Source organism: Paenibacillus sp. cl141a (assembly GCF_900109305.1).
Classification (GTDB): Bacteria; Bacillota; Bacilli; order Paenibacillales; family Paenibacillaceae; genus Paenibacillus_AQ; species Paenibacillus_AQ lautus_A.
Genome location: NZ_FNZO01000007.1, coordinates 61,134 through 76,957, shown reverse-complemented (window position 1 = coordinate 76,957; position 15,824 = coordinate 61,134). Strand labels below are relative to the sequence as shown.

The 15,824-nt window shown below is 41.5% G+C and carries 15 protein-coding genes and 1 pseudogene; 3 read left to right on the top strand and 13 right to left on the bottom strand.

Annotation, left to right across the window (positions count from 1 at the left end; genetic code table 11):
* Positions 1-84: 84 nt before the first annotated feature.
* The 3 genes and pseudogenes from BMX45_RS19430 to BMX45_RS19425 form a co-directional block, all read right to left on the bottom strand.
* A complete protein-coding gene (locus BMX45_RS19430; RefSeq protein WP_254778138.1) occupies positions 85-1,377 on the bottom strand; it encodes a helix-turn-helix transcriptional regulator in 1,293 nt (430 codons plus the stop codon).
* Positions 1,378-1,710: pseudogene (locus tag BMX45_RS32270) on the bottom strand (response regulator); the annotation flags it as partial. It lies immediately after the preceding gene.
* Entirely contained in the window at positions 1,707-3,449 is a 1,743-nt protein-coding gene (locus BMX45_RS19425; protein ID WP_090911104.1) for a sensor histidine kinase, read from the bottom strand. The pseudogene BMX45_RS32270 and the gene BMX45_RS19425, both read right to left, overlap by 4 nt.
* Positions 3,450-3,607: 158 nt before the next feature.
* Here BMX45_RS19425 and BMX45_RS19420 point away from each other — a divergent pair, with 158 nt between their 5' ends.
* Together BMX45_RS19420 and BMX45_RS19415 are read left to right on the top strand one after the other, a co-directional pair.
* Positions 3,608-4,495, top strand: coding sequence for an ABC transporter permease (locus BMX45_RS19420; RefSeq protein ID WP_254778155.1), 888 nt, complete (start codon positions 3,608-3,610; stop codon positions 4,493-4,495).
* 31 nt (positions 4,496-4,526) lie between these two features.
* Positions 4,527-5,405 carry a carbohydrate ABC transporter permease gene (locus BMX45_RS19415; RefSeq protein WP_090911102.1) on the top strand — a complete coding sequence of 293 codons (879 nt, stop codon included), beginning with the start codon at positions 4,527-4,529 and terminating at the stop codon, positions 5,403-5,405.
* A gap of 209 nt (positions 5,406-5,614) precedes the next feature.
* On the opposite strand, the gene BMX45_RS19410 is transcribed toward BMX45_RS19415, so the two are convergent.
* A complete protein-coding gene (locus BMX45_RS19410) occupies positions 5,615-6,970 on the bottom strand; it encodes an FAD-dependent oxidoreductase (protein ID WP_090911101.1) in 1,356 nt (451 codons plus the stop codon).
* A 121-nt stretch (positions 6,971-7,091) separates the two neighbouring features.
* Here BMX45_RS19410 and BMX45_RS19405 point away from each other — a divergent pair, with 121 nt between their 5' ends.
* Positions 7,092-8,135: a LacI family DNA-binding transcriptional regulator gene (locus tag BMX45_RS19405; protein WP_175495151.1), complete on the top strand. Its 1,044-nt coding sequence runs from the start codon at positions 7,092-7,094 to the stop codon at positions 8,133-8,135.
* A gap of 525 nt (positions 8,136-8,660) precedes the next feature.
* Here BMX45_RS19405 and BMX45_RS19400 read toward each other — a convergent pair.
* The 9 genes from BMX45_RS19400 to BMX45_RS19360 all read right to left on the bottom strand — a co-directional run bounded on the left by BMX45_RS19400 (position 8,661) and on the right by BMX45_RS19360 (position 15,359).
* Complete coding sequence (locus BMX45_RS19400; protein WP_090911099.1) at positions 8,661-9,002, bottom strand: MmcQ/YjbR family DNA-binding protein; 342 nt, start codon at positions 9,000-9,002, stop codon at positions 8,661-8,663.
* Between the two features lie 27 nt (positions 9,003-9,029).
* Positions 9,030-9,206 (bottom strand): AAA family ATPase, encoded by a 177-nt coding sequence (locus BMX45_RS19395; protein ID WP_302847927.1) that lies wholly within the window; start codon positions 9,204-9,206, stop codon positions 9,030-9,032.
* Positions 9,207-9,366: 160 nt separating this feature from the next.
* Positions 9,367-9,633, bottom strand: a complete 267-nt coding sequence (locus BMX45_RS19390; protein WP_217648125.1) for a hypothetical protein — start codon at positions 9,631-9,633, stop codon at positions 9,367-9,369.
* 197 nt (positions 9,634-9,830) lie between these two features.
* Positions 9,831-10,127 (bottom strand): hypothetical protein, encoded by a 297-nt coding sequence (locus BMX45_RS19385; protein ID WP_090911097.1) that lies wholly within the window; start codon positions 10,125-10,127, stop codon positions 9,831-9,833.
* A gap of 298 nt (positions 10,128-10,425) precedes the next feature.
* Positions 10,426-10,857 carry an NUDIX hydrolase gene (locus tag BMX45_RS19380; protein ID WP_090911096.1) on the bottom strand — a complete coding sequence of 144 codons (432 nt, stop codon included), beginning with the start codon at positions 10,855-10,857 and terminating at the stop codon, positions 10,426-10,428.
* Between the two features lie 296 nt (positions 10,858-11,153).
* A complete protein-coding gene (locus BMX45_RS19375) occupies positions 11,154-11,921 on the bottom strand; it encodes a nucleotidyltransferase domain-containing protein (RefSeq protein WP_090911095.1) in 768 nt (255 codons plus the stop codon).
* A 169-nt stretch (positions 11,922-12,090) separates the two neighbouring features.
* Positions 12,091-12,660 (bottom strand): GNAT family N-acetyltransferase, encoded by a 570-nt coding sequence (locus BMX45_RS19370; RefSeq protein WP_090911094.1) that lies wholly within the window; start codon positions 12,658-12,660, stop codon positions 12,091-12,093.
* A gap of 246 nt (positions 12,661-12,906) precedes the next feature.
* Positions 12,907-13,683, bottom strand: a complete 777-nt coding sequence (locus tag BMX45_RS19365; protein WP_090911093.1) for an HAD family hydrolase — start codon at positions 13,681-13,683, stop codon at positions 12,907-12,909.
* A gap of 695 nt (positions 13,684-14,378) precedes the next feature.
* On the bottom strand, positions 14,379-15,359 hold the full coding sequence (locus tag BMX45_RS19360; RefSeq protein WP_090911092.1) for an SDR family oxidoreductase: 981 nt from the start codon (positions 15,357-15,359) through the stop codon (positions 14,379-14,381).
* Positions 15,360-15,824: the final 465 nt, after the last annotated feature.

Below are 15,824 nucleotides of genomic sequence, written 5' to 3'. Positions count from 1 at the left end.
TCGGTAAAGTAAGTTGCAATTTCATCTTATTACAGCGCTTACAACCGAGTAAGAGACAAAGTTTTAAGATGATATACGAAGATCTTAAGATTTCGTCTGGTATCGGTCTCTATATTCCTGCGGGGAGACTCCATAATAGTTTTTGAATAACTTGCTGAAGTAAGGAGGGTTCTGGAACCCCAACTGGCTTGCCAGTTCATAAATCTTGATATTCGTAGTCCGAAGCAGTAATCCTGACTTTTCCATACGGTACCTCATAATGAAGTCACTGAGGTTCTCTTTCATTTCCTGTTTATACAGCGATGACAAATACACTGGGTGAAGATTGACATGATCGGCAATCGTCTGCAACGATACATCCTCGGCATTCCGATTTTCAATAAAGCGGTGAATTTTTATGATCAGTTGGTTTTTGGTGTGATTAAATTCGCGAATGCTTCCGAGTTCAAGACTTTCCAACATCTTCTCGCCCCATTCCATGACCCGGCCAGATTGGCTTAACTTCCGGGGGTCCGCCGCAATGTCCGCATCTCGTTCCGATACTTCCATCAGTGTCTTGCTTTGCAAGTGGGCAATATACAGAAAGGAATTCGTCAAAGAACAGACAATTTCCAGCATATGCTCCTCGGTATCCAACCTCTTGTCCTTCATTTCCTCAAATATGTCTCTTAGTTTTGCACGAGCATCCTCCCATCGTCCGGCTTCCAGCAGTTGTTGAAAGCTGGGTGGAGTGTATAAGGAATGAAGCGTGTTGGATAGGGAATGAGACTCTTGGGCGCCGATAATGATTCCGCGTTCGCTTCGGGGCAATTTGCGGAAGGTATTCAAGGATTTGCGGTATCGTTCGGCAACATCCTCAGGGAATTGGCTGCTCTCACTGATTAGAATGGAGACTCGTCCCTTAAGAAATCCGGAAACTTTGGATTGCAACTCTTGGGCGGCCTTTTCCAAGGATTTATCATTTAAACGCTCACCGGAGCCTGAACGAGCGCCAATTTTGGGCTGAACCAAAAAACACAAATATCCAAAGGGATCCTTGCTTGACCACACATAATAATCCGCATCCAGTATCTCAGAGACGATATTATGAACGGCAAATTCATACAACAAGGAGTCTTCTTTGGACTCTTTGAAAGTTCCGTCCATCCTCAGCATCAGCAAAGCACACTCCTTACCCAACTCAAACGGCAACATATACTCGCTCATTCTCTCGGCTAACATGGAAGAAGGTAATACTGTACCTGTTAAAAGATCAGTAAGTAGATTCGATCTTAATAAGGGCATATGAGCAAGAAGGGTCTGTCTGGCCCGTTCGAGTGAACCAATCTCTTCCCATTTCTGCTCTATGAGACATTTCACACGGGCAACTTCATTCATTAACTCTTCATCCTTGATAGGCTTTAGCAGGTAATTTACCGTACCGTATCGGATGGCATCCCTGGCATACTCGAACTCCCCATATCCTGACAGCAGAATACATTTGGTCCTCGGATAATAATCCTGTATATGTTTGCATAGCTGAAGCCCGTCCATTCCCGGCATCCGAATATCCGTAACGACGATATCGATAGATATTTGCTTCAGAATTTTCACCGCCTCCAATCCGGACGCAGCCTGAAATACATATTCGACACCGATACGTTCCCAATCATTGGCTACCATACTTTTCAACAATACCGGCTCATCGTCGGCTAATAGCAGACTTATCATACGTTCCCTCCTTCCGAATCCTGCTCTCTTTTCCAACGAAGCATCACGCATAACCCCGACAACCGTTCCGAAGATTTCATGATGATCCCCGCATCTTGCCCATAACGATGCATTAACCTCTGGTGAACATTCCAAAGACCGCATCCTGTTTTGTTGTTCATAGGCTGATCCAGACGTAACGTGGATTCTTGGATCTCCTGCTTCGTCATTCCCTCACCGCTATCCTCAATGAGCAAAATGTTCCATCCTACTTCTCTGTAGCCGGTAATCAAAACGGTTCCATGTCCTGTTTTCGGTTCAATTCCATGCACAATGGCATTTTCCACGACGGGCTGTACTACTAACCTCATTACCGGTTCATTCAACATTTCTTGCGGAATATTAATTTGGTACTCCAAACGTTCCAGCCGATACGAGTAGATCTTGAGATAATGGGTAACCAACTCTACTTCTTCTTTCAATAATGGCATTTGATTTTCGACTCGTGTTATATAGCGGTAATAGCCACCCAGATGATAAGCCATATCTTTAATGGTTTCCGTGAGGCCAACCTTCGCACATCCTGCAATAAAGAACAGGCAATTGTACAAAAAATGAGGATTGATCTGGGACTGCAACTGCTTGAGGGTGGCAAGCCGTGATCGATTTTGTTCTTCATATACATTTTGAATCAAATGTTGAATTCTCGTTCCCATATCATTAAAGCGCTGCATCATGTAATCGAATTCATTATTGAATCGCTGATCGATCCGGAAGGAATAGTTCCCCATTTCAAAATGCTTCAATCCTTTCATGATCATCGCCACCGGCTTTTGCACATTCAAATAAAGCACATATGACGCGGCAAACCCAAGAAGGATCAACAATCCCATACTGTAATAAAACAAATTTCTGCTTTTGATAATCGGTTCGTGAAACATGTGGGTTGGGACGTAATCAATCAAAAAAGCATCCAGCTCCGGAAGATACGCGTAACTCAGAAAAATTTTCTGGCCATTAAATTGCACGTTTTTATGCCCGCTTCCGCTTAATCCTTGGTTTAGCAGATCCGCACCGAATCTTTCATGTTCCTCATCATTAGAATCCGTGTTTGAGAATGCCCTGCCGTCTGCCGTCAGTAAAAAGCAGAATCCTGGACTTTCCATTTTGTAATGCTGCAACATTTTACGGATATTATCCAACCCGAAGCGGATTTCAAAGATCGCATTGATCGATTGGGAATCGAATTTCGATAAGAACGGATCCCACAAAAATAGCTGGTAGTAAGCGGTACTCCGAGAGTCTCCCGGATGAAATCGCCATTTTCCGTTACTGGCTTCATCCAGGATTTTTTGATCATAACTTTCACTCAGATCCGTCGAAACCCTGGTTTGGATAGTCGGCAAGTATACGGACAGGTGATTGGACCAATTACTTGAAAGGCTTTGCAGATTCAGCTTTTCCTTAACATGTGTCTGAAAATCCAGCATCCGGTAATAGTCTTTAGTTAGAATACTTAGTTGCAGATTTAAGATAGATGAATCCTGTACCAAGACGCTGGAAGATAGAGAAAGCCGTTCGATATTCGCTTCGATCTGATTCTTCAGAAACATGAGCTGGCTATCATTGTAATCCGTCATCTGTGTATTTATGACCTGGATACTGGCTCTGCTAAAGTAGGTGTACAGAAGGATAGCCGGAATCAGAAGAATGAGAATAACCCCTATCATTTTAAGGTATATCGGCTTGTGCCGTTTCATTAAACAACCCCCTTAATATTTTGACAGCGACATTAAATATGTATTCTATACAATAAAATCCTTCCAGAATAGAATATATTTAGTCGTTAAACAACCATAGAGGAGGAGTCTGATTGGAAATTAAATCTTCGCCTAAGTCATCATTTACAGCGAAACATATACGCCCTTTCCGCTTAACTTGGAGGCTGCATCTCATGCTATTACCAGCGATACTGGTTGCTCTCATCTTCAAATACGCCCCGATGCCCGGAATCATCATGGCATTCCAAGATTTTAAACCGTGGCTCGGCATATCCGGATCTTCCTGGATTGGCTGGGACAATTTCAATCTCATGTTTTCCATGCACGATTCCGTACAGGTTATATGGAATACGATTACCATTTCCGTTTTGAAAATCATTTTTGGTCTGGTCATACCAGTCACATTCGCGCTGCTGCTGAATGAAGTCCGCAATATTGGCCTGAAACGCTCGATTCAAACCTTGGTATACCTGCCCCATTTTATGTCCTGGGTCATATTGGGAGGTATACTGCTAGATTTACTTTCTCTTGAGGGCATACTTAATCGGTTAATCACCTCCCTTCATTGGGAGCCGATCATGTTTCTGGGTGACGGCAACTGGTTCCGTGCCACCGTTATTATCAGCGATTTGTGGAAAGAGTTCGGCTTCTCAGCCATTGTGTTCCTTGCCGCATTATCAGGCATCAATCCGGCTCTGTATGAAGCTGCCGAAATCGACGGCGCTGGCAGATACCAGCAAACCCTATATATTACCTTGCCTTCATTACTTCCGATCATCATTGTCGTATTTACCTTATCCTTAGGAAATGTGCTGAACGCCAACTTCGATCAGATCTTCAATTTGATTAATCCACTGGTTCTGGAGAAAGGCGATATTATCGATACGTACGTATACCGTACCTTCCAGGGAGGGCAATACAGTCTGGCAACCGCAGTAGGCATCTTTAAATCACTGGTCGGTTTTGTTCTGATTAGTGGTGGTTACTATTTTGCATACCGAGTAGCGAATTACCGTATTTTTTAACTTTTGACAACGACTAACGGAGGACAAATCCATGTATTATAAAAATCCGTCATATCGGATATTTTACTACTGCAACCTAGCGCTTCTTATGCTGGTTTCCATCCTTTGCATTTTGCCGATGGTCCATATATTTGCCGTTTCTTTGAGCGGAAAATCCGCTGCCGATTCCAATTTGGTCTCACTAATTCCTATTGACTTTTCGTTAGAAAGCTATGCAAAAACCTTTGAAAATGCTAATTTCATATCCTCGATATGGGTTTCGGTTATCCGAAGTTTAACTGGTACGATTATGGGTATGATCGTAACTATGCTTGCTGCTTTTTCCCTGTCTAGAAATAGCATTGAATTCAAAGCCCGCACATTTTATGTTTGGTTTTTTCTGATCATTATGATCTTCGACGCAGGGCTTGTACCCCACTATATGCTGAACCAAAAACTTGGTTTGGTGAATTCCTTCTGGGTGCTCATTCTGCCGAATTTGGTCAATGTATGGAATATGATACTCATGATGAATTTTTTTCGGGCAATTCCCAAAGATTTGGATGAGGCGGCTATCGTGGATGGAGCGTCTTACTTCAAAATTTTTATCTCGATATATTTGCCCATTTCCTTGCCAGCGATTGCAACTCTTTCCTTATTTACCCTCGTTGGCCATTGGAACAGTTGGTTTGACGGTATGTTGTATTTAAGAAGCTCGGACCAATGGCCTTTGGCTACGCTTCTGCAAACCATCGTCGTGGTACAGGATTTCAGCAAGACTGGTATTAATCCTGAGCAATTGGAGATGCTGTCGAACCGGAGCGTAAAGGCGGCGCAAATCTTTATTGCCATGCTGCCGGTCCTGGTGGTCTATCCGTTCCTTCAACGGTATTTCGTAAAAGGAATTGTATTGGGTGCAGTTAAGGAGTAGAGGAAGCTTTACCTTATATAGATACATGAAGACAAAGAACAGGTGGTGCAAGGAAGGACATTCCTGCACCGCTAGTTCTGATGTTGGTCGCTCCTACATTAGCAACCTGCTCGCCAGTAAAGCGAAGGCCGGCCAGCCCAATTTCCAGACAATACAAATCTCGTTTTATTCCTCCCTGATCGTTTCTCCACCTTCCTTATACTGCTCATTTATTCCTTGTATTGCTCATTGATCAGATCGCCTAACCATGCGCCTTGATGAACAAGCCTGCTCTGCAGGGACGGAATTTCGATACTGCGCGTTCGACGGGAGCCCTTCTCGGCCAGTATTGCTGCAGCCGTACCGGCGGCTTCTCCCATCGCGAAGCAGTTCGGCATGACCCGTGCAGAGCCTTGAGTCGCTCTATCTGTTGATATCGCTCTCCCGGCCACGATTACATTCTCAATTCCGACTGGAAGTAATGCTCGATACGGAATACCGTGCGACTCTCCGGGTGCGAGATGAATCATCGTCATTCCGCTGGTGGGCTTAGTCATATGAATATCAATAAAATACGCATTTCGTGCAATGTCGTCCGGGAACGAACGGCACTTTAGAAAATCATCCGTTGTAACGATGTAATCCCCGATGATCCGGCGGGTTTCCCGAATACCGATCTGTTCTCCCGTCAAGGTCAGGAAAGCATTCTCGAATCCGGGAATCGATTCCCGCAGCCACCCGGTAATGTGTTCAACAAGTGCGCGCCCTTCAATCGCTCCACGGGTCAAATCATCCGCATTAGAACCGTCAATGCCAAAAACATGCCCAAAATTAAAGCCTGCCGTGTGATCGTTCAGCCAGGAAATACCGGCCCATTCTCTCGCCACACGTAATCGTCCTTCACTTTTCGCCTTGCTGATCGCATGCTTCAAATCTCGACCATGAATCTCGACACTAGAGAGGAATTTTTTTCTGTCCAGATTGTTAAGTACAAAGCACATTGTACCCGGCTGGAGTTCTCCGTCATCTCCGCCTTTGACGAGCTCCCCGCCCGCAAGATAAGTGAGATCTGCGTCACTAGTCGCATCGATATAAATATTTCCTTTCACCGCTTGTGTTCCACTTTTGTTGTGTATGACAACCGCTTCAATGATGCCACTCTGTTGAAGAACATGTCCGACGAACGTATGATAAAGCACCTTAACCCCGGCCTCTTCCATTTTTTCGTCCAATAAACGCTTTAAAATTTCCGCATCGATCGGAACCCAATCAAGCTGTTCCCTCCATTCGTTCTGAAACGTCTCCTCCATATTACTCTTCATATCGTTTAGAATTTCAAGTCCAATTCCCCGGATTACCGGCTTGATATGATCAGTATAAGGACAAAATGCGGGAACTTGTGAGACCGTCGCCATGCCTCCCAAGTATCCTCTTTGCTCAATCAGCAAGACGGATGCCCCGTTTCTTGCTGCTGCGAGTGCTGCTGCGACCCCTGACGGTCCCCCTCCTGCCACCACTACGTCTACTTCAGCGTAGATAGGTATGTCGCGTTCCGGTATTTGAATTGTGAGTACTGTATCAACCATTCATAACCACCTCCAATGGATTTATTTCATTGTAGATTCATTTCTCCTTTAATTTTAGTTTCATTTTTGTTTCATTATCCTTATGATAAAATCTAATATATGTACATTCGAGGTGGTCTATATGCCGATTAAGAAGAAAATCACGTTAAAAACGATCGCCGATCAGCTCGGTTTGACGGTTCATACGGTATCCAAGGCGCTGCGCGGGTTGCCGGGAATGTCCGAACAGACACGCAGTCAGGTCATTGAGTTGGCCACACAAATGGGATATAGAACCAAAGAGCAAGAGCGGGTTATGGCTGTTGAACAGATTCCGATTTATTCCTCGAAGTCCCGAAGGTTTGCATTCATTGTTCCGAATACCGGGCTTGTGTCTATTCACCAATCATTATACGAAGGAATCCAATCAAGACTCTCGGAATTTGGTCATAAACTGGAGATGTTGTTTGCCCCGAGAGAAGCCGCATCCGATTCGGAATTCGACGAGTGGGCAGACAAGCATGACCTATTCTTTACGGATGGTCTGTTCCTAGCCCCGATGATCTCTCCAGGAACGGAAGAACAGCTGATCCATTTACCGATCCCTAAAATATTGCTTAATTACCCCCCGCCGGTAGCCAGCGTAGACAGTGTCATCTGGGATGTCTCTTCAGCGGTCCATCAATCCGTACGTCACCTCACCGCCAAAGGGCATCGGCGGATATTATATATAGGAGACATTCGTCTGCACCGGGGGTTTCGATTACGCTGGCAGGCATTTCAAGAAGCGATGTTTAATGCCGGGATATCCGTAAATGAGGAACAGCATCTAACCCGTATGGGTACGAAGGATACGTATATCCAAATGCTGACGGATATTCTCACGCAGGAGAAGCCTACTGCCATCCTCGCAGGAATCGAGCACGATCTGGCCTGGGTGTATTATGCATGCAGTTTGCTTGGCCGGAAGATCCCGATCGATTACTCACTTATCGGCCTGGAGCATTCCCCTAACGAGCGTATCCCTGATCTGACCCGGCCGAAGCTGCCAATCAAGGAAGTAGGCGTGCGCGGAGCTGACCGAATGTTATGGAGACTATCCAATCCGAGTCTTCCATATGAGCATATCCGGCTACAAGGAGGCTTTTATGAAGGAGGAACCGTATTGGATATCGCCGGAGACTAAAAAGAAATCACTTCAAACAAAGAAATCCGTTAATTGTCCCAAGCTCCAGCTCGTTAGCTTAATGAAATTGGAAAAACAGTTAGATATTTATCTAATCGGTAATCGGAACATGTTTTTGTCCTTTCTGGTATTCAGTACAAGTTCTTGTCCTCGGCTCGGGACAAGAACTTGTAACGTTAAAACAAAAAAAAGCCGCTAATTTAGCGGCTCCTAATGTTACATTATTTTTGTCACACGACACCAGTTGGTTGGATTGAGTACAACTGAGTTCCATAGGGGGGTTATATCGGAATTTCATTCAACCAAAACGCATTTCTTTCATTCTCATTATGCTAAAAACCCTGCTCCTCAAGGGCAATATACAATAACATACCACCATTTTTGTTTGGGTTAGTCACTTATATACACCCATCTTCTGATGGAATTCCACCTAGTAACATCGAAAACATTAAAACCTCGGGGATTACGGATCAATTTGTTTGATCGCCCACCTAGATAAACACCCATTTCATTGTTCCTAATAAGTTATTTTTTTACTTTACGTTTAGGTTTCGTTAGGTCAAAACTATGTTTTACCATATCATGAAGATCATCCTCCGGAAGGTTTCCATCTAAGATGATCGTATTCCAATGTTCTTTACTCATATGATATCCGGGCTTAACTTCTTCGAATGCGTTTCGAAGGAAATCAGATCGATCAGGATCACATTTCAAGTTAACGCAATGATGACCATCTTTTTCAAATATTAACGCAAAGATCTTCTCGTTTCCTTTGTGGCGTATGGCTGTCCAACCCTCTCCAAAAGGATGATCCTCATATGAGGCTGGATAAGACAAACAGTATTCTACGATTTCTTCTAGTTTCATTTTGATTTTCTCCTATTTACAATGATATTATTTTTGATTGTTGTTCTGCTTGTGCCATGCTGCAATTTCTTCCATCCTTTGTTTAATTTTAGATTCAGATCCCTGTGTTGTCGGATGGTAATATTCGCGTCCAATCAGGGAGTCTGGCATGGTCTGCATTTTTGTTAGCTTTTCTTCTGTGTCATGGGCATACTGATACCCTATTTAAGGAATCAGGCTATTGTTCCCATCTGAGGATAAGAACTTGGTTCCTTTTGCTAAAAAAATAGAACATATGGAACATGCAGCTCTAAGAACTTCAGAAAACACAAACGCCTTTTACCTGTGTTGGGGAAAGGCACTTAAGTGGTGATGTAATCTTCACCTAGCTTCGGTATTCTTTAAAAGAAACTGAATTTTTATTCAAAACTTGATCTAACCAGGTAAACATGCGACGGTTAGTCAATCTCAATGCTCCAAAATGGCAATGTTCTTCAGCAGAATCTTCCGCAGTAAATTTCATATATGTTTTGGAACCCTTTAAAGATTGGAATAATTGTTCAGGTTGTCCTGCAAAGGCATGATCATGCTCCGCTTCCTGACCACCCGTCCAACGGGTGGTTTGCTTTTGGGTAAAACCCATTGTTGCCAAACTGCGCCTAAAGCTCTTCGCTATTTCTCCATTATTATACATTAATCTAATCGGTAATCGGTACAAGTTCTTGTCCTCGACTCGGGACAAGAACTTGTGTACCCATTGCAGTAACTTGCGCACTTTCACCTTATGTAGCAAAAAATAAAAACCTGTTGGAAATTAAAATATCAACGAGTTTATATAGAAATTCAATTTTAGAAATTGTATTTTTCCGGATTATAAAAAAAGTCCATATAGTTATATCTTCCAATAGGAACAAAGGTCCTCCTATCCTCATTGAACTCCAAAACCATTACTTCTCCCCTAAGCCCAGAATTAACTTTTGTATCCACTATAGCTATTCTGTTCTCTGATAGTTGTACAACGGATTCGCCTTCGTAAGATGGAAAATCAGGATCGTTGTTATTAAATGAGGGGGTTGGCTTAAGAGCAATTATAATAAGACAAATTAAGATCCCAATCAAAATAGTTGATTTGCTTTTTTCCTGCATTGCTTCTCCTCCAACTAAGATTTTTTTAAGTATTTAAATATAGAAACACATGGTATCAAATAAAGTTTGGTTTTTTATCGTGACATAATGTTTTCTTTTAAGGTCAAGCTAACGAATTTAAATAATATTTCTGTCTAATTGGGAATCGGTACAAGTTCTTGTCTATGGCTCGTGACAAGAACTTGTACCGATAAAATAAAAAGCCGCTAAAATTGCGACTTCTAATGGAACTATATTCTTATCCCCGACAATTATATAGGTTTCTTCATGAGTTGTTCTCCTCGCAATAGCGCCCAGATTATTCAAACCACTGCCTTGGTCCGATGATGTGGAATAATTGATTACTGTCAGTATTCAAAGCTTCCTGTATACGTGCTATTGTGAAGTCACTAATCGGTCTAGGCAAATCATCTACGTTGTAATATTTACATTCTGTTACCTCCGCAGCATCAGGCTGTGGTATTTGATTATCGACTACCTTACATATGAATGCAAAATGATGCATATCGTGAGTGAGTTCATAATACACGCCAGTTAAACGACCTACGGTAACTTCAAGACCAGTTTCTTCAAACACTTCTCGCTTTGCAGTATCCTCTGCGGACTCATTAAGCTCTGATAACCCACCTGGTAGTTCCCAATTGTATTTTCCGTAATTATGTTTTACTAGAAGAATTCGCCCTTCTGAATCCATAATTACAGCAGCAGCTCCGACTGGTTTTTTTGACATTTCGTATCCCCTTTTATTTTTTGAAATAGTTCCATATTTTAGACGATGATTACCTATATTTGTGGTGGTCCACTAAAGTAAATTACTTTTAACTTCAAGTGTTAGTTCAGCGGTATAGTGTTTTAGACTCTAAGTATGTTTGACTTTCCATTTGGCAAATCTTCAAAGACAGGTCGTAGTCGCTGCTTATAGTTGTGAGGCTTGCCGAACACCTAATGCAGTGACGTCCCGACGGGCTTAGGCGGCTGGATGGGGTCACTCGCTTCTAGAGAGTGGCCCCGAGCGTTAATATGGTGTTAGCCGAGGGAAGTTCTGGAAGCAGCCATTGTATTTAAGGCGTTCTCAAAATAGCTATATACTTCATTTGCAATTCCCAGAAACTCTTCAACAAGTACATCACTATCCAAGTAACAAGCATACAGATACTCAACTAAAGCGGAGTCAATCTCACAATAGTTTATTATGGCATTCTTCATCTCAATAATGTCATCTTGCCATACACCTGTATCTGTTAAAACCAAAGAGTATAATGCACGAATTAATCTCTTCGAATACCCTTTAATATATCTAATTTTCATCGTGTGATCACTAGCAGTAGAAAGTGAACGATGTACACGATCTACTTCTTCCTTGGTCTCTGTATTTAAGTCTAGAATGAACTCTGGAGAAATCATGATCGGTGGTACTTTTTCACCAATGTCATGACCATACATGCAAACACAAATGATCTTAACCCAAAAACCCCACTCATTCGGTTTACTTAATACATCGTCAATCGAGCAAATTATCGTATCAATCTTAGTTACTATTGGATATTCTTCCAAAAGCCTGTCTTTAATATTTGACAATCTTTCGTAATCAATATCTTTGGGATTTACACATACAATAGTAAAGTCTGCATCTGACTTAAAAGGTTTAGCAGTTCCTTTTGGAATCGAGCCACACATATAAATGCTATGAATCTTACCTTTAAATTCGGTAAGTATATGATTTATATACTTATCAACAAAATCCTTATATTCACTTTGTATTGCAATTCTATTTATAACTTTTTCTAATATCATATAGACTCCTCCCAAACTAAGAACTTCTTTCGGCTAACGTTGCTGTATCTACGACGTCCTACCGACTTAAGGCTCCGTCAGGAGCCGACCGCGATGCGGTTAGTCTGTGCGAATGTGTCCGCCTGATTCCACTTCCCTGCCATTCCACTTCGGGCGGACCGAGGAGCAGTCAGGCTCCGATGCGTGGAAATGATGTTAGCTGAAGTGTACTTGAAATACCCTCACATTTGCTCTTCTCATATAAATTAATCTTCCACCCATTACTCCAATTTAAGAATCTTATATGTTTATATCCTACTTCAAGATAATATTGATTTAATCTTGCATTTTCGGCCATACAATCGAGTCTTATAAAGGTTTTACCTTTATCCTTAATATATTTTTCAGCCCAATTTAATAATTGTTTACCTATTCCATTTCCAGTATGATTTCTACTTACTGCAAACCTATGTATGTATCCCGATTCATTATTATCGAGTTCTCCCCATGGAACTGGATTAGACCAACAGATATATAATGTTCCTACAACTTCTTCGTTCAACTGTGCTAAATAAAATTCAATTCCGTTATTGAAGCATTCATAGACTTGATTAATATTAAAATGAGAAGGATTCCATTGATTAATCCCTTTAGATTGGATCCATCTTGCAGACCCTTTCCAAAGATCAAGTATAATATGACTATCAGCCTCAGTTGCCTGATACACATCAATTTTGATGTTTTCATGGCCTTCCTTCATTGATCCTCCCCAATCATAGAACATCGTATTTCAGCTAACGTTCTTGTATTCACGAACCTTTCACTGCCTTAAACGACCATCGGGAGTGGCCGCGACGCGATTAGGCAGTGAAAGGTTGTCCGGGTGAATAAGCTTCATTGCTACTGAATCATCTTCTTCGAAACCTCTTCTTCCTGTTTCGGCCGGACCTAGGAGCGATAGCGACGCAGCGTGAATACTTTGTTAGGTGATGTGACCTTGAGTTGCTCACAAAATTCTTTCCAGTACTTTAGCAACCCCATCATTATCATTTGTATCTGTGATTTCTTTTGACATCTCTTTTAGATGGCCTACAGCATTACCCATTGCGACAGACCAACCACAGATTCTAAATAACCCAGTATCATTATAATCGTCACCAAATACAATTACCTTCTCGAGAGGCACTCCTAGACTCCCACATAATAACGTTACTGCTTTTTCTTTGGAGGCCTTATCTGAAGTTATCTGAACAAGTTCTCCATTATCAGTGATCACAATATTCAATTTATTTGAATACCTTTCTTTCAAAGATTCAATATCTATCTTCCCGAAAAAAAGAACTTTAGTAGCTTCTTGATTTTTAAGTTCATTCAATGATTTAATTTCTGGAAGCTCTTTAACCTTAGTAATCGATGAATACTCGTATTCCTTTAAGCTCATCCACTTATCTTTCACTTCTAGATTTATATCCAGCCCTGGATTACAACTTAAGCAGTAGTCTAATAGTTCTGCAGTAAGCATTGAATTAATCGGCTCATGATGATTTATACCTGTTAGTGGGCATGTAATAAGAGCTCCATTGTAGTAAATGAAGGAGCCTATACTTCTTAGGTCTTCTGGTATAAACTGATTTACAGATCTAGGAGGTCGTGCCGTGGCAAAGATTATTTTCATTCCTAGCTGGTGGCATTTCACAACAGCTCTAAAATTTCTTTCCGATACTCTCTTTTCAGAATCTAGAAAAGTTCCATCTAGATCTAATACAATTGTTGAATACTTCATTGATTTCTCCTTTCAAGCTTCTGGTCATTTCACCTAACGTTTTATCTAGGAACTTCGTAAATAACTTCATATGCAGAGTATTCGCGAAATCTATAAACTCCCCTGCCTGTTAGCTTAATAAATTTAATTAATAGTTCAAAGCTTATCAACGGCAATCGGTTCATATTCTTGTCCTATACGGCAATAGGTACAAGTTCTTGTCCTCGACTCGGGAACAAGAACTTGTACCGATAAAACAAAAAAGCCGCTAAATTAGCGACTTTCAATGGGACTATGTTTTTGTCTCCCGACAGACGTCAAGTCTATGAAAACTGTATAGTAAATCACAAGAAAAGAATCCAGTTTGATTAATCTTTTTCAAAATGGATTCTTTTAATTTGCGATAAACATGGGGATTCAGGTGGACTTTCGATCAATCTTTATGTCAAATCCATAAAAGTGTACCCTCCGTAATTTTTAATCATAATTTCCTTCAAATGGGGTGAAATCTAAGTCTTTTTGTCTGATATGATTTAGATTATTGGATAATTCAGCTCGTACCTTGGGTAGCAATAGTATGGTGGTCTCAGTCCTATTTTTGACATGGGCCAGGAATTCTCTATATAGACCATCTTTACTTTTTCATTTGAATGGTTTACAAGCAATAGCTTTACTTCTGGATTAAACTCATATCTCAAAATGGTAACCCCCTTCCATTAGGAATGTGTGGATTCTCCCCCATCAACATGAAGAACTTGACCAGTAACAAAACGAGAATCATCAGAAGCAAGATAGACAAAGGTTGGTGCGAGTTCAAATGGATGGGCAACTCGTTCCATTGGATTAAATGCTCCATACACAGCGACTTGATCTGACGAGAAACTTGCGGAAATAAGTGGAGTCCAAATTCGGCCGGGGGCGACGGCATTGACTCGGATTCCTTGTTTCACGACATTTTTTGCCAGAGCACGTGTCCAACCAACGATTGCGCCTTTTGTGGCCGTATAATCAATCATTTGCTGCTCACCCACATACGTCACTACTGAAGAAGTGCCTATGATTGAGCTGCCTGGTTTTAAATGAGGAAGCGCTGCTCTTGTTGTGTAAAAATGAGAGTATATATTTACTTTGAAGGTGTCATCGAATTGCTCATCGGTAATGTCAAGCAGACTTAGCTGTTGGAATTGAATACCCACGTGGTTACAAAGAATATCGAGACGTCCAAACGTATTTACTGTTTGTTCTACAATGGAGATACACTGTTGTTTGTCTCGCAAGTCACCGGGCATTAGAATACAACGTTGTCCGAGTTGTTCAATCCTCATTTTTGTTCTATTTGCATCCTCATGTTCATCTAAGTATGAAATAGCAACATCTGCACCTTCTTTAGCAAACGCAATCGCAACTGCTGCACCAATCCCACTGTCACCTCCTGTAATAAGTGCAACTTTTCCTGTTAGCTTTCCGCTCCCCTTATAATTCGGATTTTCGATAATTGGAAGGGGTACCATTAATTTTTCCACGCCGGGATGGCGGAGCTGGCGCTGTTCAGGCAAACTTATCGGAATTTCTTCGTAGCGCGTGATTTTCCCATAGTTAGGGTACATAGGATAAGGTTGAGTTATCATATTCGCCTTAAACATTTGTTGCATTTGCTTTATTTGGTCTAGTTGACGACTTTGGTCGTTTTGATCCATGGAAACCTCCTGTAGAAACAATTTTCTTCTATAGAATGTTTATGTTGATCACTACAAATAAAGTAATAATAGCGTGAAAAAAGTTGATTAATGTTGTCCACACTCTTCTCTCGTCTGGTTATTTGCCTTCAAGACATAGCTGCACTAAATCGTGTACATCTGCCGTTGCCAGACATTCCAGCGTATCCGCCGCCTCGTAATATATTTTGACCTCCCCGGAATCTTATTCTTTATAGATACGGCAAACTGCTCCAATACTGATTTAAACTAACGTTTCCCGTTAGTTGAGTAGTAGCCTTACAACTTCAGAATCCATTTAAGAAAGGCTACAGTTATTTTCTGTCGGCAATGTGATTAAAGATTCCTCGTAACGCCTCGTTTTACATTATGAGTTATTCAGAGGAAAGATTGACAAACGCTTTAGTTCTTCTTTCTAAAGGTGTTCTCAGTTTGTGACAAGATCTT

Excerpts from the sequence above, each read along its gene's own strand:
- BMX45_RS19430 (WP_254778138.1), bottom strand. The coding sequence starts at position 1,377 with ATGAATGAAGTTGCCCGTGTGAAATGTCTCATAGAGCAGAAATGGGAA.
- BMX45_RS19425 (WP_090911104.1), bottom strand. The coding sequence starts at position 3,449 with ATGAAACGGCACAAGCCGATATACCTTAAAATGATAGGGGTTATTCTC.
- BMX45_RS19415 (WP_090911102.1), top strand. The coding sequence starts at position 4,527 with ATGTATTATAAAAATCCGTCATATCGGATATTTTACTACTGCAACCTA.
- BMX45_RS19410 (WP_090911101.1), bottom strand. The coding sequence starts at position 6,970 with ATGGTTGATACAGTACTCACAATTCAAATACCGGAACGCGACATACCT.
- BMX45_RS19405 (WP_175495151.1), top strand. The coding sequence starts at position 7,092 with ATGCCGATTAAGAAGAAAATCACGTTAAAAACGATCGCCGATCAGCTC.
- BMX45_RS19400 (WP_090911099.1), bottom strand. The coding sequence starts at position 9,002 with ATGAAACTAGAAGAAATCGTAGAATACTGTTTGTCTTATCCAGCCTCA.
- BMX45_RS19385 (WP_090911097.1), bottom strand. The coding sequence starts at position 10,127 with ATGCAGGAAAAAAGCAAATCAACTATTTTGATTGGGATCTTAATTTGT.
- BMX45_RS19380 (WP_090911096.1), bottom strand. The coding sequence starts at position 10,857 with ATGTCAAAAAAACCAGTCGGAGCTGCTGCTGTAATTATGGATTCAGAA.
- BMX45_RS19375 (WP_090911095.1), bottom strand. The coding sequence starts at position 11,921 with ATGATATTAGAAAAAGTTATAAATAGAATTGCAATACAAAGTGAATAT.
- BMX45_RS19370 (WP_090911094.1), bottom strand. The coding sequence starts at position 12,660 with ATGAAGGAAGGCCATGAAAACATCAAAATTGATGTGTATCAGGCAACT.
- BMX45_RS19365 (WP_090911093.1), bottom strand. The coding sequence starts at position 13,683 with ATGAAGTATTCAACAATTGTATTAGATCTAGATGGAACTTTTCTAGAT.
- BMX45_RS19360 (WP_090911092.1), bottom strand. The coding sequence starts at position 15,359 with ATGGATCAAAACGACCAAAGTCGTCAACTAGACCAAATAAAGCAAATG.